Source organism: Pseudophaeobacter sp. 1A09344, assembly GCF_041008745.1.
Taxonomy (GTDB): domain Bacteria; phylum Pseudomonadota; class Alphaproteobacteria; order Rhodobacterales; family Rhodobacteraceae; genus Phycobacter; species Phycobacter gallaeciensis_A.
The window spans coordinates 157722-181203 of record NZ_JAXGFS010000005.1; the positions used below are offsets into that span (position 1 = coordinate 157722).

The following is a 23482-nucleotide window of genomic DNA, read 5'->3' on the forward strand; positions in this document are numbered from 1 at the left end:
TGCAGCCTCTGGACGTCTTCACTGTGTTCAGAAAATGCAAAGAAAGACCGGCCTGGGCAGGATGCGCGGCGCGGGGTTCTTCCGTGTAGAGGTTTGCTTAAACTCTTGCGGTCACCCTCCCGCCCAGTCCGGCACTCCGGTCCGGCGCAGGTGCAAAAAAACGACGGTGCCTGATCAAACAGTCCGAATGCCCCGCAGCCGCGGGGCTGTGGTTCCGAAGTCGAATTGAGAAAGGCCCTGACGCTATGAACACGCCTCACTCGCTGCACCAGGCCGCTGCATCGGCAGCCGAAGCCACTGCCCTGCTTCAGGATCCCGCCGCGCTGCGCATGGTCACCAAACCGCAGTTGCGCCGGTTCGAGGTCAGCGCCCTTTTGTCCAACGGAACCGTCGCGGAAACCCGTCACATCGCGCCAGCCCTGCCACTGTTCGAAAACGCCTTTTGTGCTTTTACCCGCGGAACGCTGGTGCAGACCGATATGGGCCCCGTCGCCATTGAGGACCTCTGGCCCGGTGACATGATCGCAACGCAAACCGGGGAATATCAGCCGTTGATCTGGAAAGGTTCCACCAGCCTGGTTCCAGCGCGCGCTGATTCCAAGGGACAGACCCATCCGCTGACCAGCTTCATGGCTGACAGTTTTGGAATGCAAAAACCCATGTCCTGCGTCGTGGCCGGTCCTGCCGCGCGGCTGCTGTGCACGCCGCCGCATATGCGCCGGGATGCAAGTGACAAGAAGTTGCTGACTCCGGTTCAGGATTTTCAGGACGGCATGAATATCTTTGAAACCTCACCGCCGACCGTGGTTGATATGTTCCATCTCTGCCTGCCGCAGCACGCGGTCATTCAGGTGGGGGGGCTGGAATTTGAAACCTATCATCCCGGGCCGAATGCGTTGAAACTGGTCAGCTATCCGATCAAGACGCTGTTCCTCAACCTTTTCAGCCACGCAGATGCGATTGCGGATTTCGGCCCGCTGGCCTTTGAGCGCGCGGACGCAGCCATCTGAACAACCCGCCGACGTCCCTGCTCGCGACCCGGCGCAGGTCCGGTCAGGGTTCCAGCGCCAGACGGTCTTCGAGAACGTCGAACGGCACGCCCGGCTCGTCCTTGGCACCGCGGATCACCAACGATGTCTTGACGCTTGCCACGTTCGGCGTGGTCAGCAACTCTCCGGTCAGGAAACTCTGAAAAGTGCTGAGATCGGGTGAGACGCATTTGAGGATGAAATCCACCTCGCCATTCAGCATGTGACACTCGCGCACCAGCGGCCAACCGCGGCATTTCTCCTCGAATGCGCTCAGCTCTGCCTCGGCCTGGCTTTCCAACCCCACCATGGCAAAGACCTGAACCTCAAAGCCAAGCTCCCGGCTGTTGACCTCGGCATGATAGCCCCGGATCAGGCCTGCTTCCTCCAATGCACGCACCCGGCGCAAGCAGGGCGGCGCCGAAATTCCGACGCGTTTGGCCAGTTCTACGTTGGTCATGCGCCCATCGGCCTGCAGTTCCGACAAAATCTTGCGATCGATCGGATCAAGGCGTGTAGTGACCATTGTGGAAGCTCCCGTCAGTTTGCGTTTCTTATATCAGCGCCGCGAAAGCGCGCAATATTATTTCACTGCGCCGCAATAATCTTTGCCCTCCGCAAGATCAAGCTGCCTCGGATAACAGCTGCGTCACGAAGGTGATGCCGGGGGTTTAAGCGCCTCTGGTCTGTCGCTATATCCTGTGGCTGACGGCGGATTGCCCGCCAACCTGCGGATTTGGGGATATGAGATGAGCGAGACGCGTCACACCAAGGTACTGATCATCGGGTCGGGTCCGGCCGGATATACTGCGGGGGTCTATGCCTCCCGCGCGATGCTGGAACCCATTCTGGTGCAGGGCATCGAACCGGGCGGCCAGCTGACCACCACCACCGAAGTGGAAAACTGGCCCGGCGACACCGAGGTTCAGGGACCGGACCTGATGGTGCGCATGCAGGATCATGCCAAGGAAATGGGCTGCGAGATCATCGGCGACATCATCACCGATCTGGACCTCAGCCAGCGTCCCTTTACCGCCAAGGGCGACAGCGGCACCACCTACACCGCCGATGCCGTGATCCTGGCAACCGGCGCCCGCGCGAAATGGCTGGGCCTGCCGACCGAGGACAAATTCAAGGGCTTTGGCGTCTCTGCCTGCGCGACCTGCGACGGCTTTTTCTACCGGGGTCAGGAAATCGTGGTGATCGGCGGCGGCAATACCGCCGTTGAAGAGGCGCTTTTCCTGACCAATTTCGCCTCCAAGGTCACGCTGATCCACCGCCGTGATGAGCTGCGCGCCGAAAAGATCCTGCAGGACCGGCTCTTGAAGAACCCCAAGATCGAACCGCTGTGGTTCCACCAGCTGGAAGAGGTCGTCGGCACCGATGCGCCGCTCGGCGTTGAAGGCGTCAAGGTCAAGAACGTGCAGACCGGCGAAATCTCGGAAATCCCCTGTAAGGGCGTCTTTGTCGCCATCGGCCACGCCCCGGCAACCGAACTGGTCAAGGATGTGCTGGAACTGCACAATGGCGGCTATGTGAAGGTCAAGCCCGGCTCCACCGAAACCTCGGTCCCCGGTGTTTTCGCAGCCGGCGATCTGACCGACCATAAATACCGTCAGGCCGTGACCTCTGCCGGGATGGGCTGCATGGCGGCCCTTGATGCCGAACGGTTCCTGGCCGAACAGGAATAAGCCAATCCCGGCATCCGGCGGCCCATACTGCCGCAGGCCGGAGCCGATGCCGAAAACAGCCGCACGCCCCCACAGGGCGCGCGGCTTTCCTGTTGCAGAGCCTTGACCCGCATCGCGGCATCCCGTCACAGTCACCGCAGGCTACACGGGGGAGAGCAGCCGGTGACGCATGTGCTGTGGCAGGGCAACTGGATAATCCGCACCCGGATGGTGACCGGGCTGGTCCTGTTCACCTATGTGTTCTTCCACTTCATCAACCTGGGCCTGGCGCTATTCTCTCCTGCGGCGGTGGAGGCCATGCAGAGCGCTCGCCAGATCATCACCCGCAGTGTGCTGGGCGGTGTCATTCTCTATAGCGCGCTGATCCTGCATGCCGGGCTAGCCCTGTGGCAACTGACCCGGCGACGCAGCTGGCGGATGACCTGGAACGAGGCGGTGCAGCTGGGGCTTGGCCTTCTAATCCCATTGCAGCTGTTGCGGCACATTACCTACACCCGCTACGCGCATGAGCTTCACAACGTCAACGATGAGATGGGCTTCATCCTTGTCCTGATGTGGAACTCGCCATCGATCTGGTGGCAGGCGCTGCTGTTGCTGGCCGTATGGATCCATGGCTGCATGGGGCTGCACTACTGGCTGCGGCTGACGCGCTGGTGGCGCCGGACACAGACTTATATGATCGGGCTCGCGGTCTTCATCCCCACCTTTGCCCTGGCCGGCGCGTTGAGCGAGGGACGCCGGATCTACGATCTGTTTGTCGAGGGCAGTCAGCGGGCGGCGCTGATGGCAAGTTACAACTGGCCCGACCAGCCGACGTTCATAAGCCTCCGAGAGAATGAAAATCTCTGGATCGGCCTGTTTCTGGCGCTTCTTGTGCTGACCGGAACCGCCGTGCTGCTGCAAAAGGCATTGCGCAAGCGCCGGGCGGTGCGGATCACCTATGTGAACGGTCCTGTGGTGAGCGCCGAAAAGGGGCTGACCCTCTTGGAAATGTCCCGCGCCAGCGGCGTGCCTCATACCTCTCTCTGCGGCGGCAAAGGGCGTTGCACCACCTGCCGGGTGGTTGTCGAAGACGGATTGGATGCGCTGCATCCACCTTCTGATTCTGAGGCGCGCAGCCTTGCCGCCGTGCGGGCCAGCAGTACCATGCGGCTGGCCTGCCAGATCCGGCCTACCGCACCGCTGACCGTATGCCGCATGTTCCGGCCCGACGGGCGGACCACACGGGCCCACGCCAGCCAGGGGCAAGAACGCAGGCTCGCCATCCTGTTTCTCGACATCCGCGGCTTTACCAGCCGTACCGAAGGTCAGTTGCCTTATGATGTAGTGTTCCTGCTGAACCGGTTCTTCGATGCCATCGTACCCGCGATCACGGGGGCCGGCGGCCACGTGGACAAATACCTCGGCGATGGGCTGCTGGCGGTCTTCGATGCCCCCTCCCCGGCTCATTCCGCCCGCGCGGCGCTGAATGCAGCGGCCGCGATTGGTACGGCGCTGCGGACATTCAATGCGCGACTGGAAGAAGAAGACAGCCCGCCGGTCCGGATCGGCATTGGCCTGCATCTGGGCGATCTTGTTCAGGGCGAAATTGGCTCTGCCGATCACGCCCCGCGCACCATCATCGGCGACAGCGTCAATGCTGCCAGCAGGCTTGAGGCCGAGACCAAAGCCCTGGGCGTTGAACTGCTGGTCTCTGCCGCCGTGCTGGACGCAGCTGGTTTTACCGCCCCCGAGAGCGCGCTGCAATCGTTCCAGCTGCGCGGCGTCGCCGAACCGGTATCGGCGATTGCGACCCTGCGGGCGGAGGATCTGTTTACAGTGCTCGACACGCAAACGAATTGATTCCAATCCGGAGCTTCAGACACCGGAACGATGTTCCATGATTGCCCACGCGCGGCGAAACAGCATCCATTTGTGAAGGAATAGGCACACATCGTCCTTTTTTCCCCAGCTCGCTAGACATTCAAGAAACCTTTGGGCTATTGCGCGGCCTTAAGCCGTCCGCGACACGGGCGCCCCCTCCCGCGCAAGTGAAGAGAGAATTCACATGACTATGTTGAGTAATTTGGCTCCGATCCCCGAGCTCTATGTATCTTATGACTCTGCCCAGAAGCTGAAGGTCGAGGCCGGTGAGCTGAAAAGCCACGATCTGAGCCCGCGCCAGATCTGTGACCTGGAGCTGCTGATGAACGGCGGTTTCAACCCGCTGAAAGGCTTCCTGACCGAGGAAGACTATGACGGCGTTGTCGAAAACATGCGCCTGGCGGACGGCACGCTTTGGCCGATGCCGATCACCCTGGACGTGAGCGAAGATTTCGCAAGCTCTCTGGAAGTGGGCGAAGACATCGCCCTGCGCGATCAGGAAGGCGTCATCCTGGCCACCATGACGGTCACCGACCGCTGGGAGCCCAACAAATCTCGCGAGGCAGAAAAGGTCTTTGGCGCCGATGACGAGGCGCACCCGGCCGTGAACTACCTGCACAACCACGCAGGCAAGATCTACCTCGGCGGTCCGGTCACCGGTATCCAGCAGCCCGTGCACTATGATTTCCGTGGCCGCCGCGACACTCCGAACGAGCTGCGCGCCTACTTTCGCAAGCTGGGCTGGCGCAAGGTTGTCGCCTTCCAGACCCGCAACCCGCTGCACCGTGCGCACCAGGAACTGACCTTCCGCGCTGCCAAGGAAGCGCAGGCCAACCTGCTGATCCACCCGGTTGTTGGCCTGACCAAACCGGGCGATGTCGACCACTTCACCCGCGTGCGCTGCTACGAGGCGGTGCTGGACAAATATCCGGCTTCGACCACGACTATGTCGCTCTTGAACCTGGCCATGCGCATGGCTGGCCCGCGTGAAGCCGTCTGGCACGGTCTGATTCGCGCCAACCACGGCTGCACCCACTTCATCGTGGGCCGCGACCACGCCGGCCCCGGCAAGAACTCTGCCGGTGAAGATTTCTACGGCCCCTATGACGCGCAGGAACTCTACCGTACGCATCAATCGGAAATCGGCTGTGAAATGGTCGACTTCAAGCACATGGTCTATGTGCAGGAGCGTGCCCAGTACGAACCCAATGACGAGATCGCCGACAAGGATGACGTCACCATCCTGAACATCTCGGGCACCGAACTGCGTCGCCGTCTGGCCGAAGGTCTGGAAATCCCCGAGTGGTTCTCCTTCCCCGAGGTGGTGAAAGAACTGCGCCGCACCAAGCCGCCGCGCAGCCAGCAGGGCTTTACCGTTTTCTTCACCGGCTTCTCCGGTTCCGGCAAGTCCACCATCGCCAACGCGCTGATGGTCAAGCTGATGGAAATGGGTGGCCGCCCGGTGACGCTGCTGGATGGCGATATCGTGCGCAAGAACCTGTCTTCGGAACTCGGCTTCTCGAAAGAGCACCGTGACCTCAACATCCGCCGTATCGGCTATGTTGCCTCCGAGATCACCAAGAACGGCGGCATCGCCATCTGTGCGCCGATCGCGCCTTATGCAGCGACCCGCCGCGCCGTCCGCGAGGACATCGAACAGTTCGGTGCCTTCATCGAAGTGCACGTCGCGACCTCGATCGAGGAATGCGAACGCCGTGACCGCAAGGGGCTCTACAAGCTGGCGCGCGAAGGCAAGATCAAGGAATTCACCGGCATTTCAGATCCCTATGACGTGCCCGCGAACCCCGAGCTGAGCGTCGAGACGGAAAACGTCGATGTCGACAACTGTGCCCACCAGGTTCTTCTGAAGCTGGAAAGCATGGGTCTGATCACCGGTTGATCCCTGACTGACCCCACTCTGATTTCTGTTGAAACGGCCCGCCCTTTGGCGGGCCGTTTTGTTTTACCTGAACGTCGCGACCAAAATGGATCTTTTTTGCAAGTAAATTTATCCCTACACAGGTTCAAGATTTCGTGTTCTGGAGCCCAAGTATGGTTACACCCGTTAAGGCACATGTGTTTACCGACACCACAGCGCAGTCTTTTCTGAAGCAGGCGCCGGGGCAGCAGCCCTGCATTGGTTCGGTAGCCTTTACCTTTGGCACCGAGGTTCCGGACGACACCGATGTGCTCATCGCTTTCAACCGGTCTTCCTACACCATCAAGACGCAGGTTCCGAAAGAGCGGACGATTTTCATCGCTGCCGAACCAGATGTCATCCACCCCTATAGCTGCCGGTTCCTAAACCAGTTCGGATTGGTTCTGACGACGACGCAAAAACCGCTGGATACGGAAAAACGCAACCGGGCGGTCTGCTGGTACTGGTGGGCAGGCTTTGATTTCTCGGACAACGGCAATCATCGTGGCTATGACTGGTTCAAGACGCTGACCCCGCCGCCGAAACAGGACAAGATTGCCATCGTCACCTCAACCAAGGTGCACACCGAATATCACCGCAAACGGATGCGGTTTGTGGAAACCCTGATCGACGAGATTCCCGAGCATATCGAACTCTTCGGGCGTGGTTTCAAACCCATTGGCGACAAGGCAGACGCCCTGCTGCCCAACAAGTACAACCTCGCCATCGAGAATGGCGAAGGGCCGCATGTCTGGACCGAGAAACTGACCGACCCCTGGCTGTGCTGGTCCTTCCCCTTCTACGCAGGCTGTTCCAACGTGGACGATTATTTCCCGGTGGACAGTTATGAGACTCTGAATCTGGACGATCCGGTGGCCGAGGCCCGGCGCATGGTCCAGGAAATCCAGAACGGCCGCTGGGAAGCCGCACAGGACACCATCGCAAGGGCGCGTGAAAAGGTGCTGGAGCAGGAAAACATCATGGTGCTAATGGCCAATCTCGCAACCGAGACCGCGGCCCGTCCAGTTAGCGTACAGCCTAACCGCCCCCGCTATATCTGGTCCGAACGTTCCCTCTGGCCAGAGAAAGGCTGCCGGGGCAGTCTGACGGACTGGACCCTGCGCAACGCGATCCTGCTGTTCGAACCGCAAGCCGAGCTGAAGAGCAAGGGCCTGCGCCACTGGTACGAAAAGAAAAAATCCACCCGAAGGGCCCGCAAGGAAGCTAGAGCCGCAAACGCGCGCTAAGGAGCATTGCCGCCTTAGAGGCTGTCGCGCAATGCCTCGGCCGCGCGGAGGAACAGATCGCCATAATGCGCCGCCGCAGGTTTGGCGGCGCGCAGGGCAGGCAGACGCCGGGCATAATCCTCCGCACTGATACTGCGGACCGCCCGCTCCATATCCGCCAGATCATTACAGAGGATCATGCCCTCAGTGTCGAAGAAATCCCCGATATTCGGACAGCCCCAGTAGATCGGCACAGTCTCGCAGAGGATCGCATCGATCAATTTCTCGGTGAAGCAATTCGGCTCCTGCACATTTTCGATGACCACTGAATAGCGGAAGGGGGCAAGACCCTCTGATTTATGCTCGAAAGGCGCGTAACCACGGCCCAAAATGCGCGCATCGGGCACGTTTTGCTGCAGGTATTCAACCAGTTGATGCCGCAGCTTGTGCCCCGGATGGTCGCGTTTGGCCGAGGCGATCAACGACAGATCTAAGGTCTTTTCAAGATCCAGATCCTGCCATTCCGGCACCCAGGTGGTTCCAAAGGGCAGGAACAGCCCGTTGGGCAATCGCGCGAGAAGATCCGGATCATAGGTAAAAACGCGGAAGAACCGCCGATGGCTGAGCCGCAGCAGACGGTGGTGGGACGCCGACATGATCTTCGGCTCCATCACCATCAGCGACAGCTGCGCGCGGCAATACCAGTTTAGCTGAAAATGCATCGCCGTCTTGGCAAAGACGATCAAATGATCCGCCGCGGTCAGATCGCCAACGCTGCCGCCCTGCAGCCGGTCGGGGCAGCCCAGTGGCAAGTGCAACTGCGCCAGCGGCATCTGCGGCAGCCCCCGATCAAGTTTCTGGCCGTAAGGTAGGATAGCAATCGCAGGCTCAGTCATGGCAACCGCTCCAGCATGGGAGGCAAGAGAACTCAGAACTCAATCACATGCTCCCATTTACAAATGCAGCGGAAGATCGACCTCTCCCCGCATGAGAACAAATCCCTCTCCGGCAACTTTTACCCCTGTCAGCGCCTCTGCCGATCCCACGCGGGTCACACGCGCCTGCCCCGGCCGCCCCAGCCCGTGCCCCTGTTCAGCCACGAAACTGTCCTTAGGCATCAGCCCGTGCTTCCACAGATAGGCCGCCATCGCGCCGGTGGCAGAGCCGGTAAAGGGATCCTCCGGCGGGCTCGGCGGCGCCATCAGCAGGCGGGAAAAGGTATCCCCTGCCTCTGTGGCGCCATCCAGTGTCACCAGAAAAGGCTCCATCATGTCGATCCCATCGGCGCCCAGCTGTGCCGTCAGCCGGGCAAGGGCATCAAGATCCAGCCTTGCCGCCTCTAGCGCGGCGCGGTCCTTCAGCACGGTGACGCAAAAGGGCAAGCCGGTCGACACTTTCTGCGGCTCACCGATAATGGCTTCGGGCGGCAGGGACACTGCTGCCGCAACCAGGGCCGGATCCGGCTGCGGGCCGAACTCTGGCGCCACCTGCGTCATCTCGATCAGGTCGCCCTCGATCTGCACCGGAACAATTCCCGCGCCGGTTTCCAGCGTCACCGAGGTGCCGTTGATCAGCCCGCGATCCTTGAGCGCGGCAACGGTGGCGATGGTAGGATGGCCGGCAAAAGGGATTTCGCGGCTTGCCAGGAAATAGCGCACTTTGAAATCCGCCACCTGGGACGGCCCGGTAAAGGTGCATTCGACCAGAGAAGTCTCCCGCACGAAGGCGGTGCAGACCTCCACCGGCAGGCTGGCCCCCTCATGCACGACCGCGCAGCCATTGCCGCCAAAGGGGCGATCCGAAAACGCATCCACCCAGTCAAAAGAAAACGATGCCATGATATCAAACGCCCCAAACCGCTGTTTTACCGGGACGTTACCGGCGCAGAGAGCAATGATCCAGCCGCGAAAGCCCGTCGGGGACACGACTTGCGCCTCAACAGCCGTTTTGGACGATTATTCTCCCGCTCTCTCGCGGGAGGTTTCTGGAAGCTATCCAAAGGCATGACTGCCCCGCCACAGCGGGGCAATCCGGGGGCACATTTGCGCTCCTAAAGGATTTGTTCAGTGCACCGTCACCGGCGACAGGTCATTCTGGCGGGCCAGAACAAAGGCCATGCGGCGGTCTGCCACCAGCGCCAGCTGTTCGCCTTCGGCGTCATGTACCGCGTAAAGCTGCTTGTGACCCTTGGCACCGGCCTGCACATCCTCGGGCAGGTCCGCAACATCAACCGCCTTGACGTAGACGATCCGCTTGCCGGTTTCGTTGAAATCAAATGGTGTATGCATGTCTCTTACCCCTTTCGAATATTGATGGTCTGAACCACGGTTTCCGGGCGGGCACGGGTCAGGTCCACGTGCAGCAGACCATTCTCCATCAGCGCCTCGCCCACTTCGACCCCGTCGGCCAGCACGAACATGCGCTGGAACTGACGCGCGGCGATGCCCCGGTGCAGGAAGACGCGGCCATCGCTGTCGTCGCGCTGACGGCCACGGATGACCAACTGGCGGTCCTCGACGGTGATGGAAAGATCCTCTTCGGCAAACCCGGCCACGGCCAGGGTAATGCGATAGGAATGATCCGAGGTCTGCTCGATATTATAAGGGGGATACCCCTCGTTGCCGGATTTGGCCGAGCGTTCCAGAAGGCGTTCAAGCTGCTCAAACCCCAGCATATGCGGGTAAGAGCCCAAGGTAAGTTTCGACACGTGTTACGTCCTTTGTTCGAAAGCGACGGATAGTCTTGCGGCCCCAACAGGCGACCGCTCTTATAGAATATGGTAAGTTCTTTTGATTACTCAAGAGCGTGGACGCATAGGCCTAGCCGAAAAGCCGTTAACGAAGTATCTTGAACCCCGCATCTTTCACCAGCCTCCGAGTCGCCAATGAACGCCCCTACCGATATCTCGATGAAGACCGACGACGTCCTCAAGGTTGAGCTTGAGGTGTTCCGTAGGCAGCACCGGGATCTGGACGAGGCGATCACCGCCCTGCAGGAACGCGGCACCGCAGATCAGCTGACCATCCGGCGGCTGAAAAAGCAGAAACTGGGCCTCAAAGACAAGATCGCCCTGATCGAAGATCGGCTGACACCGGATATCATCGCCTGACCCCGCTGCGGGCTGCCTGACACTTGGTAACGGCCCCGCCGTCCGGTGAATTCCTCCCTCCTGACGCCACGGAGCTGCGCCCAAGCAATAGCTGGTCAACCGAACAATCACTCCCGCGCCTTTTGCAGGTTGGCAGCCGTGCTGCCGCAGGTAAAACCGTGGGACCCGGCAGCGCGCATGGGCGCGCTGCGGTCACGCAAACCGGTAGCCTCGGCCCCCGGGCGTTTCCGCGCCGACACAGCCTTATTTTGCCCGCATTGCCGCATTGCACCATGCGCGTCTTCGACTATAGTGCGCGCTCCTTCCACCCCAGCAGGTCCCATGCAGGCCTGCGGCATGACAGGACCGGATCACATGCCTGAAACCACCGCTGACATCAAAGTGGGCATCATCATGGGCAGCCAGTCAGACTGGCCCACCCTGAAAGAGGCCGCCACGATTCTGGATGAACTGGGCGTGCCCTACGAGGCAAAAATCGTGTCGGCGCACCGCACCCCTGACCGGCTGTGGACCTATGGCAAGAGCGCGGCAGAACGCGGTTTGCAGGTCATCATCGCCGGCGCTGGTGGCGCGGCGCATCTTCCCGGCATGGTTGCCTCGAAAACCCGCGTTCCGGTGGTAGGCGTCCCAGTGCAGACGCGGGCTCTGTCGGGTGTGGATTCACTTTATTCGATCGTGCAGATGCCCAAGGGGTTTCCCGTCGCCACCATGGCCATCGGCGCCGCCGGTGCTGCCAATGCCGGGTTGATGGCAGCTGGCATCCTCGCCCTGCAGGATCCCGCGCTTGCCACCCGTCTGGATGACTGGCGCGCAGCCCTTTCTGCCTCGATCCCGGAGGAACCCGTCGATGACTGATCCTTTGCAGCCCGGCGCAACAATCGGAATTCTCGGCGGCGGTCAGCTGGGGCGCATGCTGTCAGTTGCGGCCTCCCGCCTTGGCTTCAAGACACATATTTTTGAACCCGGCGCCAACCCGCCCGCAGGCGATGTAGCCCACAGGGTCACAACCGCACCTTATGAGGATGAGGCCGCGCTGGCCGCCTTTGCCGCCTCGGTGGATGTGATCACCTATGAGTTCGAAAACATCCCCACTGCGGCGCTGGATGTGCTGGAGCAGCACCGTCCGATCCGCCCGGGGCGCGAAGCCCTGCGTGTGTCGCAGGATCGGCTGACGGAAAAGGCCTTCCTGCAGGATCTAGGCCTGCAAACCGCCCCCTTTGCCGACATCCCAGATCAGGCCGCACTGGATGCGGCGCTGGTAGAGATCGGCGCGCCCGCGATCCTGAAGACGCGACGCTTTGGTTATGATGGCAAGGGGCAGGCGCGGATCATGGCCGCCGAGGACGCCGCCCCCGCGCTGGCCTCGCTCGCCGGTGCGCCTGCCATTCTCGAAGGGTTTGTCAATTTCACACATGAAGCCTCGGTGATTGCCGCGCGCAGCCCTAGCGGCGAGGTCGCCTGTTTCGATCCCGGCGAGAACGTGCACCGCGACGGCATCCTGCACACCACTACCGTACCTGCCCGCCTGAACCAAAGCCAGCGCATGGATGCGGTACTGATGGCCGCAAAGATCCTGAACGCGCTCGATTACGTTGGAGTGATGGGGGTTGAGCTGTTTGTCACGCCCGCGGGGCTGGTGGTCAACGAGATCGCCCCGCGCGTCCACAACTCCGGTCACTGGACCCAGAACGGCTGCGCGGTGGATCAGTTCGAACAGCACATCCGTGCAGTGGTCGGCTGGCCGCTGGGCGACGGGCAGCGGCACAGCGATGTTGTGATGGAGAACCTGATCGGCGACGACGTTACCCGCATCCCCGATCTGGCGCGGGAACCCGATTGCGCCCTGCATCTCTATGGTAAGGCGGATGCCAAACCCGGGCGCAAGATGGGCCATATCAACCGGGTCATCCGCGCGCAGAAATAACACTTCGCCTGCCGCACGCATCCGAAATCCGCCCTTTCGGCGGGTTTCGGGCGCAGCACCGAGGGCCCGCCAGCCGGGCGTGAGAGGCTGCGCTCCCCCCTGCCCGATTGAGGGTTAGCCCAGAAATCGCGCTGCGATATCGCCGCTCATATAGCTGACGCGCCCGCCCGACAGGGTGGCCGCAACCCGCTGGCTGTCCTTCTCAAGGATCACCACATCGGCGCGCTTACCCGGCGCCAGCTGTCCCCGGTCCGATAGCCCCAGAACCCCGGCTGGCCCCTTTGACACCAGATCCCAGGCCTCAGCCAGATCCAGCAGTCCGCTGCGGGCCAGCATCAGCGCAGCGCGGCGCGGGCTGGGATAGTGATAGTCCGAGGCAATCGCATCACACAGCCCCATCGCAATCAGCTCCACCGCAGACACATTGCCCTTGTGCGAGCCGCCCCGCACCACGTTTGGGGAGCCCAGAATGATATGATCGCCCCCGGCCCGTGCCGCCTCTGCCGCTTCTAATGTTTCCGGAAATTCGCTGATCCGCACACCGCGCTCCCGCCATTCGGCCCGCATGGCCGCGTTTTGGTCATCATGGCTTCCAAGACGCACGCCCATAGTGCCAAGTTCGGCGCAGATTGCATCCAGGGCAGCAGGCACCTCATCCGATCTGGCGTGCATATCCTGCAGCATCTGCCAGTGGACCTCCGGGTTGCGCCCCGCCTTCAGCGCCTGCCCCACCAGCCGGGGCGGCTTCTTTCCCACTGCCAGCCGGTCATGCGGCAGGTGATCGTTGAAAACGACATAGCCCACTCCGGCCGCCGCAATACGCTGAGGCAGACCCGCGTAGTCATCCAGCATATGAGTCTCGAACCGCAGCTGTGGTAGGATATCCGTCACTACCCGGTCCCGCACAGCAGTGATCGCGGCAAATACCTGGTCGGCATAGTCCGGCGCGCGCAGCCCGCCTTCCCAGCTGTGGAACTGCGCCAGAACCGCCGTGGTGATACCGTTGGCGGCCAACTCAGCCTCGGCGGCGATCACGCCCTCGTCCATCTGCTTCATCGCACCGCGGCGGGGGGCAAGATGACGTTCGAACCCGTCACCGTGCAGGTCGATGATGCCCGGCAGTACCAGATAGCCAGACAGATCCACCGCGCGACCGGCGCGATCCGCGACGATTGCCCCCTCCGCGAGTGAGAGTTCCGCGCCCGGCACCAGCCCCTCAGGCAGCAGCACATCGGCGCCCTGCAGCGTCAGTTCAAGTGTCATCAGCTCCCGGCTCCTTTGCCGCCTTGTCGGTACACGCGCCCTCATCGCACAGGCCGTCGGGCAGGCCAAGCACCGCATCAAGCCAGGTGATCTTGGGATCGAACCGGCCATGCTCTAGAAAATGTAGCGCCTGGGCGATGACCAGCGGATTGTTCATCATGAATGTATGGGTGACCGGGAGCACGATGTGATCCGCCATCCCTTCGAGCCGGGTGCTTTGAACCGAAACCTTGCCATCGTCCTGACCGGGAATGAGACTGGACCACACCGGGTTGAGCGACCGGTTCCCCGCAATGACCCCCAACGGGAAATCCGCAGGCGGCAGCCGGTTGGGCAGGCTCTCCGGCCCGGTGCCCAGTTGCAAACCCGCCGGTCCGTGCAGCAGGCCAAACACCTCCCAGTCGCCCAGTTCGTCCACCAGTTCGCTACCATGGTTCGGAGGCGCTAGCATAACAACGCGGCCCAGATTTTCCGGTCGGTTGTCCTGCAGCCATTGTCGCACCAGAATGCCGCCCATCGAATGGGTAATCAGATGCACCGGCTGATCGCCGCAGGCCGCAAAGGCATCAGGCAGCGTCTGTTCGGCCAGCACGGCCACAGGTTCCTCGGTCGAAGGATAGCCCGGGCTCTGCACGGTGATGCCGCGCCCCTCCAGAACCTGTTCCATCACCGAGAAGGACGATTCCGTGCGAGCCAGCCCGTGCAGCAGGATGGCGCAATCCGCCAGAGCGGGCAGAGGCAGCAACAGGGACAGCGCTGCAAGAACAGGGGACAGAAGACGTTTCATGCAGATCAGATAGACATGCACCGCGCCAGCGAAAAGCCCCTATCGCGCGCGCGGTGCGCTCCAGATCACCAGGGCGATCCCGCCAAGGACTGCACAGGTTCCCAGCGCCAGCCGCAGCCGCACCGGTTCGGCCAGAAACACAAAGCCTCCCAGAATGGCAATGATTGGCACGCTCAGCTGGATGGTTGCCGCGACCGCAGGCTGCAATTCGGGCAAGACGCGGTACCAAAGCGCATAGCCCATCCCCGAGGTGACAGCCCCGGATATCACCGCCAGCAGGATACCTTCGGGCGAGGCATGAAGCGATGCCGCCGCAAACAGCATGAAAGGCAGCATCATCAGGGTTGCGACCACAAAATTCATCGCGCTGGCCCGCAAAGGATCGCCCGCGCCACGCCCAAGCAGGGTATAGGCCGCCCAGCCCAGACCGCTGAGCGTCATCAGCGCAGCAGCCCCCGGCGGCACCTGCACCGGGCCGCTGGGCCAGACCACATAGGCGAGACCCGCAAACGCCACCAAGGCCCCCAATACCTGACCAGCCGTTGTCCGACTGCCACGCAGTGTGCCCCAGCCGAACATGGAAATCTGCACCACGCCAAACAGGACCAGCGCGCCAAGACCAGCATCAAGCCCCTGATAAGCGAGACAAAATCCAATCATATAGAGGGTCAGAGCCGCCCCGCCCAGCAGGGCGTCTTTCCATGCCGCGACCGGCGTCTCCCCCGCCCCCTTGCTTCGTGACCGGGCCGCTTGCAGCGCGACGAGAAGCACCAGGGCTACGGCGCCAGAAGCAAGGCGCAGCAGGCCAAAGCCCATCGCATCCATATAGCCCCAGCCGATGGCCATGCGGCCTAGAACCGAATTCGCCGCAAAGGCAATCAGGACGAGCAGAACCAGAACAACGAGTTTCATCACCGGCCTCCGTTTCAGGCCGGAATGACCCGCCTATCAGTTCAGAATACGCAGGTCGGTATCACCGTATCCGCAGGTGTAGCAACAGTCATTGCATCTTTGTGAATTGTTGAGACCGACGCCCCAATACTTGTTGCTGTCGCCGCGCACCCAGGCGCCATAGCAGATCGTCTCGCCGGTCTCACAGCTGAGGCTATATTCGCGGACATCGTAGTCGTCGACGATATAGACCTGACCGTCTCCGGGCCAGGCACGGCGATAGTCCTGACTGTAGAATTCCAGACTTACGATATGCGGATAATCGCTGCGGATCGTCCATTTCAGACTGTCCGCCTTTGCTGCCTCGACAGCTCCAAAAGTGGCAGCAACAACCGCCAGCAGTGCCAATCCCTTCATCACGTCCCCCAGTGCACAATTTTTTGAACGGGTTCAGCGTACGGGACAACTTCGAAGAAAATCAAAATATTTCGGTATTGGCGCAGGTCTGGAACGAAAAACAGGCAAGGAGGCACGCGCTCTCCCAAGAAAAGAAAAAGGGGCCGCCCGAAGGCGGCCCCAAATCATCCGGTTGGATGGCGTGACTTACATCATGCCGCCCATGCCGCCCATGCCGCCCATGTCGGGCATGCCGCCACCAGCTGCGCCATCTTTCGACGGCTTGTCAGCAACCATGGCTTCGGTGGTGATCAGCAGGCCTGCGATCGAGGCTGCGTCTTCCAGCGCGGTACGGGTCACTTTGGCCGGGTCGATCACGCCGAAGGAGAACATGTCGCCATATTCTTCGGTCTGAGCGTTGAAGCCGAAGTTCTTGTCGGAGCTTTCGCGGACCTTACCGGCCACAACCGCACCGTCGACACCTGCGTTCTCGGCAATCTGGCGCAGCGGCGCTTCGATAGCCTTGCGCACGATCACGATACCGGCGTTCTGGTCGGAGTTTGCACCTTCCAGACCTTCCAGCGCCTTGCCGGCCTGAACCAGAGCAACACCGCCACCGACGATCACGCCTTCCTGCACGGCTGCGCGGGTCGCGTTCAGAGCATCGTCCACACGGTCTTTGCGCTCTTTCACTTCGACTTCGGTCATGCCGCCGACGCGGATCACGGCAACACCGCCTGCCAGTTTGGCAACGCGCTCTTGCAGCTTCTCACGGTCGTAGTCCGAGGTGGTTTCTTCGATCTGGGTGCGGATCTGAGCAACGCGTGCTTCGATCTCGGCCTTCTCGCCTGCACCGTCAACGATGGTGGTCTCGTCTTTGGTGATCTCGACTTTCTTGGCGGTGCCCAGCATGTCCATGGTCACGGACTCGAGCTTCATGCCCAGATCTTCGGAGATGACCTGACCACCGGTCAGGATCGCGATATCCTGCAGCATGGCCTTGCGGCGGTCACCGAAGCCCGGTGCCTTGACAGCTGCAATTTTCAGGCCGCCGCGCAGTTTGTTGACAACCAGAGTTGCCAACGCTTCGCCTTCGACGTCTTCGGCGATGATCAGCAGCGGTTTCTGCGATTGGATGACCTGCTCCAGCAGCGGAACCATCGGCTGCAGGGAGGAGAGTTTCTTCTCGTGCAGCAGGATCATGCAGTCGTCGAGATCTGCAATCATCTTGTCCGGGTTGGTGACGAAGTAGGGCGACAGGTAGCCACGGTCGAACTGCATGCCTTCGACCACGTCGGTCTCGGTTTCCATGCCTTTGTTCTCTTCGACGGTGATGACGCCTTCGTTGCCGACTTTCTGCATCGCGTCTGCGATCTGCTGGCCGATTTCGGCTTCGCCGTTCGCGGAGATGGTGCCAACCTGAGCGACTTCAGCGGAGTCGTTCACCGGGCGAGCCATTTCTTTGATGCCTTCAACGACTTTGGCGGTTGCCATGTCGATGCCGCGCTTCAGGTCCATCGGGTTCAGACCAGCAGCAACCTGCTTCAGGCCTTCGCGCACGATCGCCTGGGCCAGGACGGTTGCGGTGGTGGTGCCGTCACCGGCTTCGTCGTTGGTGCGGGAAGCAACTTCCTTCACCATCTGGGCGCCCATGTTTTCGAACTTGTCTTCCAGTTCGATTTCCTTGGCAACCGAAACACCGTCTTTGGTGATGCGCGGTGCGCCAAAGGATTTGTCCAGAACCACGTTGCGGCCTTTGGGGCCCAGGGTCACTTTGACAGCATCAGCGAGAACGTTCACGCCGTTCAGCATCTTGTTGCGGGCATCGGTGTCGAATTTGACGTCCTTAGCAGCCATATCTGTTTCTCCTCGAGAAAATCTGTAGTTGTCAGCGATAAAGGGGGATCAGAGAAGCCGGTGGGCTTACTCGATGATGCCCATGATGTCGCTTTCTTTCATCATCAGCAGCTCTTCGCCGTCGACGGTAACTTCTGTGCCGGACCACTTGCCGAACAGGATGTTGTCGCCGGCTTTGACGGCCATTGCGATCAGCTCACCGCTGTCTTTGCGGGCGCCTTCGCCGGTGGCGACAACAACGCCTTCGGAGGGCTTTTCCTTGGCGCTATCGGGGATGATCAGCCCGCCAGCGGTTTTCTCTTCGCTTTCGGTGCGGCGCACCAGCACACGGTCATGAAGCGGTTTCAATGCCATCTTTGCAGCTCCTTAATAGGCTCAAAGGTTGTTGTATCTGGTCTGCCCCTGCTCCCCGCAGAGGCGTTATCACTCACACCGGGTGAGTGCTAACGGAGCAATAGCTAGGCAGCGGCCTGCGCCGAGTCAACAGGTTTGATGCAAGAAAATTGACCCATCCCGCGCGGAAAATCAGACTGCCGCAACGCAGCAATCTGAAGCAGCTCTGCGGACCTGTTCAAGAAAGGCTGTGATCCCAGTCTGCTAACCCGCTGCGCCCCTGTTCACTAAGCTCGTAGATGCCCTTCTCGACCTTGGTGAACCAGCCATAATGATTGTCCCGCATCAGCGTTGTGGCCCGCCCAACGCCGGTTGCCAGCGCTACCTCAGCCCCCTTGCAGGCACCGTGCTGCGCCAGATGCGCGGCACAGACCAGGGCATCCTGCCGATAGGCGGTGACGATTCCGTGGCGGGTGGCGCCACCGGAATTCGGATCCCCGCGCAGCCGGTCGAATTCGCGCAGCAGGCGCTGTTTGCGGACCTTGGATTTGCGCGGTGCATAGGGGCCGGGATCGCATTGCACTTCGGCCCGGCCATCAGCCAGCACGGTGATCAATCCAAGGCCAAGACGCCGACATAAGGACAGGTTGTCCTTCAGCATCCGCCGCGCCTGTTTACCCTTTGGTTTTGGCACCGCGATATAGACCAGATCTGTCACGGCCTGCCGGGACACGGCCTGATGGAACAGCGACAGGGAAAACCGCAGCTTCAGCTCGACGATCACCGGATCCTCATCCCCGCGCCGCGCCACCACATCGGCGGCACCGACCTCTCCCTTCACCTCATAGCCCTGCCGTTCCAGCAGCGCCTTGATGGGGGGATACAGCTGTTCTTCTTTTTCCATGCCCGCAGCATAACCAGCGATGACCGCGAGAAAAACCACATCAAGCAAGATCGCGTCCTGCTTGTCGTGCGTGCCGCCCGCCCATAGCATGACCTCCATAGACAAAAAGGACATACCATGCGCGCCTTCCTCCTTCTTTTTCTCTGCCTTCTGCCCGGTGGGGTGTTTGCGGCCTGCGGCGGCAACGACCTTCGCCTGACGCTGAGCCCGGCCGAGCGCGAACAGATCCAGGCCGACCTCGCCGATGTGCCCTTCAAGGAAGGCAACCACTGGATTGCGACCAAAGGCACCCGCCGGGTGCATGTGATTGGCACGATGCATCTCAATGATCCCCGCATGGAGAAGATCACCAAAGATCTGAGACCACTGATCACCGGCGCCGACACGCTACTGCTTGAAGCGACGAGCGCAGATCAGGCCGCCATGCAGAAACAGATGGGGAAAACCCCATCCCTGTATCTGATCACCGAAGGCCCCTCCCTGATCGACCGCATGGGAGAAGAGGACTGGGCGCTGCTCTCTGAACGCAGCGCGGCGCGTGGCATTCCGCCGTGGATGGCCGCCAAGATGCGCCCCTGGTTTCTGTCACTGTCGCTTTCCCTGCCGCCGTGCCTCAAACAGAAGGAGCAAATCAAAGACGGCATGGACCGGCGTCTGGAGATGCTGGCGCATGAAAATGGTGTTGCGACGGCATCACTCGAAGACCCGCTGACGGTGATCGAAACGCTGAACCTGCACCCGCTGGACGAACAGGTCCGGCAGATGCGCGCCACATTATCGCTGTACGGAAACGGCAGCCCCGATGATTACCGTACCATGGCGGAAAGCTATTTCGACGAAGAAGCCCGGTATTACCTCGCCCTGGCCAAGCAGCGTTTTAAAGCCGACACCAACCTGCCCGCCGCCAAGGCCGAGGCTCTCTGGGCCGAGGCGATGCAGCTCCTGATCCGCGAGCGCAACCACAACTGGGTCCCGGTGATCGAGGCTGCCGATGGCGACCGCATCGTCGTTGCCGTCGGGGCGCTGCATCTTCCGGGACTGGATGGCGTGCTGAACCTGCTGGCCAAACAGGGGTATCATCTGCAACGCGCCGCGTTCTGACACCTGACTGTCGTACCGTGCATTCAGGTGATACGGGTTCCTGTGCGACCTTTCGCCCAAAACCGTGTCCCCGGCGCCTCCTGCATGGCCGCCCCGCAACAGCTGCAACGCTGGCGGGGTGACAAACCTCCCTGCCCTGTTATAAGGCGCGCAAAATCGCCCGCTATGTAATAGGACTGCATCATGACCACGCTTGTTTTCGGCCACAAGTCTCCCGACACTGATTCCACCGGCTCCCCCATCGTCTGGGCCTGGTACCTGAACGAGATCAAAGGCATCGACGCCGCCCCCAAACTGCTGGGTGAACCCAACACCGAAGCCGCCTTCATGCTGCAGCGCTGGGGCCTCGAGAAGCCCGAGATCATCGCGGACGTGGCTGATGATCAGGCCGTTGTCATCGTGGACACCAACAACCCGGCCGAACTGCCCGCCAACATCAACGGCGCCGACGTTCAGGCCATCATCGACCACCACAAACTGGTTGGCGGTCTGGAAACCAAAGGCCCGATCGACATCACCATCCGTCCGCTGGCCTGCACCGCGACAATCATGCACGACCTGATCGGCGATGACATGGCGAAGATGCCCGAAGCCATCAAAGGCGCCGCGCTGACCTGCATCCTGTCCGACACGCTGGAGTTCCGCTCGCCCACCACCACCGATCACGACCGCGCCGTCGCCGAAAAACTGGCCGCTGATCTGGGCATCAACATTGCCGACTACGCAGCCGAGATGTTCGCCGCGAAATCCGATGTGTCCTCCTTCTCCGATGCCGAGCTGATCCGCATGGACTCCAAGGAATACGAAGTCGACGGCACCAAGTTCCGCGTTTCGGTTCTGGAAACCACCGCGCCGGGCGTCGTTCTGGACCGCAAGGCCAGCCTGATGGACAGCATGACCACCGTCGCCAGCGAAGACGGCGTGGATCAGGTGCTGCTGTTTGTTGTCGACATCCTGAACGAAGAAGCCACCCTGCTGGTGCCGAACGATCTGGTCAAAACCGTCGCCAAGAAAAGCTTTGACGCCGATGCGACAGGCGACACCGTCGTTCTGCCCGGCGTGATGAGCCGCAAGAAGCAGATCATCCCGAACCTCAAGGTCTGAGTTCGAGCACATTTTCTTATGAAAAGGCGCCCCTTGGGGCGCCTTTTTTCTTAACTCGGCAATCCATCGAAACAATGCACACCGTCGGAAACGTGGTGGAATGCCTGTTTCTCGGCCAGGTACAGCGCTACTTTCGGGCCGCCGAACCGGGCCGGATCGTCAAGCGTTCCGATTTTCACAATCACCGCCTCCAGACCGTCGCGGTGGTTGGCCACATGCGTGCCGCAGCTTTCGCAGAAATCGCGCGTCACCATCGCATCGGCTGCATCACGCCGGAACTGTCTCGGGGTCCCTTGGGTGTAACTGAACCCCTGTTTCGGCATCACCATGAACAAATTCGGCGCGCCGCCCGAATGGTGCTGACAAGACCGGCAATGACATTGCCCCTTCATCAACGGTCTGCCTTCTACCTGGTAGCGTAGCGTACCGCAGAAGCACCCACCTTCCATTTTCATCACGCCTCTCCTTTTGGCTTTGCCACAAGATGGACAGGGGCACGTCGGCATCATAGTGTCGCATTTGACATCTTTCAGGCCAAATTGGACAATTGCCCACTATCGACACCATCATCCTTTGCCCCGATCCCTGCCAGCGCTCCAGTCTCGCGATCTCGGGCGACATGCTGGAGGCGGCCAACCGGGTTGCCCGTATGAACGGAAAGCCCCCCTATTTCACGGTCAGGCAACTCGCTCCGAGTCAGGCACTTGCACCGGATGCTTCGGCGCAGCTTGTGATTCTGCCGGGGATGGGTCTTGCGACCGAACGCGAGGTGCGTGAGACGACACAAACCGTCCAGTTCGCCACGCTGACTGACGCTCTGGTCAAACTGGCCGCGCCCGGAACGATCATCGCCGGGTCCTGTTCGGGCTGTTTTGCTTTGGGGCAGGCAGGGTTGCTGGACGGTCGGGTGGCCACGACAACATGGTGGCTGGCCCCTTTGCTGAAGACCATGTACCCAAGGGTCCGATTGAACAGCCGTGACATTGTAGTGGAGGATGGCCCACTGGTCACCGCCGGGGCTGCATTCTCCCACATCGACCTGTTGTTGCACCTGATCGAACGCTTTGCCGGTTTCGCCGTTGCCGAAGACTGTCGTCGTTTCATGATGGCTGATAGCCGCCCCAGCCAGTTGCCTTATCTTTCGGTTGCCACTTTGCTGTCCGCAGCGCCCGATCTGCAGCAGGCCGAACTCTTCTTACGTCGCAACATCAGGCGACAGGTGAGCATTGCCGAACTGGCGGCGGCCTGCGGCATGTCTCCGCGCACCTTTTCCCGGCACCTGCAACGCGTTACCGCGATGACCCCGACAGCCTTTGTTCAGACACTACGGGTCACGGAAGCAATCCGTTTGCTCCGAACCCGGGGCCTGACCGCCGATGAGATCGCAGCTCGTGTGGGTTATGCTGATGCAACTGCGCTACGCCGCGCAATGCGGAAAAGAACCGGTCGAACCCTCGACAGTTTTCGGGAGGAACAATACCCGTAACCACGGCGCGGTAGATTGACCAGCGGCGCCAGGCGCCACTGGTCCCATAGGTTCAGCCGCGACCACCGCCATGGCCACCACCGTGTCCGCCACCATTGCCAGCGCCACCGCCATTTCCTCCGCCACCATTTCCGGCTCCCCCGCCGCCATTTCCGGCGCCACCTTGACCACCACCGCCGTTGCCGCCGCCATGGCCACCGCCGCCATTTCCGGCACCGCCCGCATCGGCGCTTTGACCGCCACCGCTACCCTGGCCAGTGTCACTGCCCGCGGTGCCCAGCTTGCCATGCGCGCTCCGGGTCATGACGCCGTTCATCTCATCCTCGCCCGGGGTGTCTTCGGAAACCGCCTGATTTTCATCGTGATACTGGGACAGGACCTCGTCGTCCTCTTCCGCCCAGGGGTTTGCATGCGATGCGAGCACCGGATGCGCCGATGCCACAAGGACGGCCACGGCCATTGCCGGTGCAAGTCGTTGAGTGAAGGTTTTGTATGTCATTGCTATGCCTTTTCAGATCACTTGTCGTGTTCGCACGCACACACATTGTGTTTTCAGAATGTTTAATAAACCCCTACCCACCACATCTTGCTCCGCCTAGGC

General features: G+C 61.1%; 25 protein-coding genes. 11 read left to right on the forward strand and 14 right to left on the reverse strand.

Annotated elements, in window-relative coordinates:
- Positions 1-245 precede the first annotated feature (245 nt).
- Complete coding sequence (locus SM765_RS10760) at positions 246-1010, forward strand: Hint domain-containing protein (protein ID WP_065272906.1); 765 nt, start codon at positions 246-248, stop codon at positions 1008-1010.
- Between the two features lie 43 nt (positions 1011-1053).
- Here the strand turns inward: SM765_RS10760 and SM765_RS10765 are convergent, their stop codons facing one another.
- Complete coding sequence (locus SM765_RS10765) at positions 1054-1554, reverse strand: Lrp/AsnC family transcriptional regulator (RefSeq protein WP_065272905.1); 501 nt, start codon at positions 1552-1554, stop codon at positions 1054-1056.
- A gap of 223 nt (positions 1555-1777) precedes the next feature.
- On the opposite strand from SM765_RS10765, the gene trxB reads away from it, so the two are divergent.
- The 4 genes from trxB to SM765_RS10785 all read left to right on the forward strand — a co-directional run bounded on the left by trxB (position 1778) and on the right by SM765_RS10785 (position 7747).
- Positions 1778-2719: a thioredoxin-disulfide reductase gene (gene trxB / locus SM765_RS10770; protein WP_274837789.1), complete on the forward strand. Its 942-nt coding sequence runs from the start codon at positions 1778-1780 to the stop codon at positions 2717-2719.
- A 162-nt stretch (positions 2720-2881) separates the two neighbouring features.
- Positions 2882-4561 carry an adenylate/guanylate cyclase domain-containing protein gene (locus SM765_RS10775; RefSeq protein ID WP_274835056.1) on the forward strand — a complete coding sequence of 560 codons (1680 nt, stop codon included), beginning with the start codon at positions 2882-2884 and terminating at the stop codon, positions 4559-4561.
- 205 nt (positions 4562-4766) lie between these two features.
- Positions 4767-6482 (forward strand): bifunctional sulfate adenylyltransferase/adenylylsulfate kinase, encoded by a 1716-nt coding sequence (locus SM765_RS10780; RefSeq protein WP_274835057.1) that lies wholly within the window; start codon positions 4767-4769, stop codon positions 6480-6482.
- 152 nt (positions 6483-6634) lie between these two features.
- Positions 6635-7747, forward strand: a complete 1113-nt coding sequence (locus tag SM765_RS10785; protein WP_274837791.1) for a hypothetical protein — start codon at positions 6635-6637, stop codon at positions 7745-7747.
- Between the two features lie 14 nt (positions 7748-7761).
- Here the strand turns inward: SM765_RS10785 and SM765_RS10790 are convergent, their stop codons facing one another.
- From SM765_RS10790 to SM765_RS10805, 4 genes are all read right to left on the reverse strand, one after another.
- Positions 7762-8622, reverse strand: a complete 861-nt coding sequence (locus SM765_RS10790) for a hypothetical protein (protein ID WP_274837792.1) — start codon at positions 8620-8622, stop codon at positions 7762-7764.
- A 57-nt stretch (positions 8623-8679) separates the two neighbouring features.
- On the reverse strand, positions 8680-9564 hold the full coding sequence (locus SM765_RS10795) for a PhzF family phenazine biosynthesis protein (protein ID WP_274837793.1): 885 nt from the start codon (positions 9562-9564) through the stop codon (positions 8680-8682).
- 225 nt (positions 9565-9789) lie between these two features.
- Positions 9790-10014, reverse strand: coding sequence for a DUF1150 family protein (locus SM765_RS10800; protein ID WP_274830142.1), 225 nt, complete (start codon positions 10012-10014; stop codon positions 9790-9792).
- 5 nt (positions 10015-10019) lie between these two features.
- Positions 10020-10433 (reverse strand): Hsp20 family protein, encoded by a 414-nt coding sequence (locus tag SM765_RS10805; protein WP_197492324.1) that lies wholly within the window; start codon positions 10431-10433, stop codon positions 10020-10022.
- 177 nt (positions 10434-10610) lie between these two features.
- On the opposite strand from SM765_RS10805, the gene SM765_RS10810 reads away from it, so the two are divergent.
- The 3 genes from SM765_RS10810 to SM765_RS10820 all read left to right on the forward strand — a co-directional run bounded on the left by SM765_RS10810 (position 10611) and on the right by SM765_RS10820 (position 12759).
- On the forward strand, positions 10611-10835 hold the full coding sequence (locus SM765_RS10810) for a YdcH family protein (RefSeq protein ID WP_065272897.1): 225 nt from the start codon (positions 10611-10613) through the stop codon (positions 10833-10835).
- A 354-nt stretch (positions 10836-11189) separates the two neighbouring features.
- Positions 11190-11690, forward strand: coding sequence for a 5-(carboxyamino)imidazole ribonucleotide mutase (gene purE / locus SM765_RS10815; protein ID WP_065273762.1), 501 nt, complete (start codon positions 11190-11192; stop codon positions 11688-11690).
- Positions 11683-12759, forward strand: coding sequence for a 5-(carboxyamino)imidazole ribonucleotide synthase (locus SM765_RS10820; RefSeq protein WP_274837794.1), 1077 nt, complete (start codon positions 11683-11685; stop codon positions 12757-12759). Before purE ends, SM765_RS10820 begins: the two co-directional genes overlap by 8 nt.
- A gap of 114 nt (positions 12760-12873) precedes the next feature.
- Here the strand turns inward: SM765_RS10820 and SM765_RS10825 are convergent, their stop codons facing one another.
- The 7 genes from SM765_RS10825 to SM765_RS10855 all read right to left on the reverse strand — a co-directional run bounded on the left by SM765_RS10825 (position 12874) and on the right by SM765_RS10855 (position 19190).
- On the reverse strand, positions 12874-14025 hold the full coding sequence (locus SM765_RS10825) for an alpha-D-ribose 1-methylphosphonate 5-triphosphate diphosphatase (RefSeq protein WP_274837858.1): 1152 nt from the start codon (positions 14023-14025) through the stop codon (positions 12874-12876).
- A complete protein-coding gene (locus SM765_RS10830; protein WP_274837795.1) occupies positions 14012-14809 on the reverse strand; it encodes an alpha/beta fold hydrolase in 798 nt (265 codons plus the stop codon). The genes SM765_RS10825 and SM765_RS10830 overlap by 14 nt, the downstream gene beginning before the upstream one ends.
- Positions 14810-14848: 39 nt before the next feature.
- The gene (locus tag SM765_RS10835; protein WP_274837796.1) at positions 14849-15721 is read right to left on the reverse strand and encodes a DMT family transporter; all 873 of its coding nucleotides are present in this window, start codon (positions 15719-15721) and stop codon (positions 14849-14851) included.
- Between the two features lie 36 nt (positions 15722-15757).
- Positions 15758-16117, reverse strand: coding sequence for a hypothetical protein (locus SM765_RS10840; protein ID WP_274830147.1), 360 nt, complete (start codon positions 16115-16117; stop codon positions 15758-15760).
- A gap of 186 nt (positions 16118-16303) precedes the next feature.
- Positions 16304-17953: a chaperonin GroEL gene (gene groL / locus SM765_RS10845; protein WP_065272892.1), complete on the reverse strand. Its 1650-nt coding sequence runs from the start codon at positions 17951-17953 to the stop codon at positions 16304-16306.
- A gap of 66 nt (positions 17954-18019) precedes the next feature.
- Positions 18020-18307, reverse strand: coding sequence for a co-chaperone GroES (locus SM765_RS10850; RefSeq protein ID WP_065272891.1), 288 nt, complete (start codon positions 18305-18307; stop codon positions 18020-18022).
- Between the two features lie 217 nt (positions 18308-18524).
- A complete protein-coding gene (locus tag SM765_RS10855; RefSeq protein ID WP_274837859.1) occupies positions 18525-19190 on the reverse strand; it encodes a DUF2161 domain-containing phosphodiesterase in 666 nt (221 codons plus the stop codon).
- A 117-nt stretch (positions 19191-19307) separates the two neighbouring features.
- Between SM765_RS10855 and SM765_RS10860 the strand changes: the two genes are divergently transcribed.
- Positions 19308-20291 (forward strand): TraB/GumN family protein, encoded by a 984-nt coding sequence (locus SM765_RS10860; RefSeq protein WP_274837798.1) that lies wholly within the window; start codon positions 19308-19310, stop codon positions 20289-20291.
- Between the two features lie 183 nt (positions 20292-20474).
- Complete coding sequence (locus SM765_RS10865; RefSeq protein ID WP_274832905.1) at positions 20475-21395, forward strand: manganese-dependent inorganic pyrophosphatase; 921 nt, start codon at positions 20475-20477, stop codon at positions 21393-21395.
- A gap of 50 nt (positions 21396-21445) precedes the next feature.
- On the opposite strand, the gene SM765_RS10870 is transcribed toward SM765_RS10865, so the two are convergent.
- Positions 21446-21850, reverse strand: coding sequence for a GFA family protein (locus SM765_RS10870; RefSeq protein WP_274835066.1), 405 nt, complete (start codon positions 21848-21850; stop codon positions 21446-21448).
- Between the two features lie 92 nt (positions 21851-21942).
- Between SM765_RS10870 and SM765_RS10875 the strand changes: the two genes are divergently transcribed.
- A complete protein-coding gene (locus SM765_RS10875) occupies positions 21943-22881 on the forward strand; it encodes a GlxA family transcriptional regulator (protein WP_274837799.1) in 939 nt (312 codons plus the stop codon).
- 52 nt (positions 22882-22933) lie between these two features.
- Here the strand turns inward: SM765_RS10875 and SM765_RS10880 are convergent, their stop codons facing one another.
- Positions 22934-23380: a hypothetical protein gene (locus tag SM765_RS10880; protein WP_274830152.1), complete on the reverse strand. Its 447-nt coding sequence runs from the start codon at positions 23378-23380 to the stop codon at positions 22934-22936.
- Positions 23381-23482: the final 102 nt, after the last annotated feature.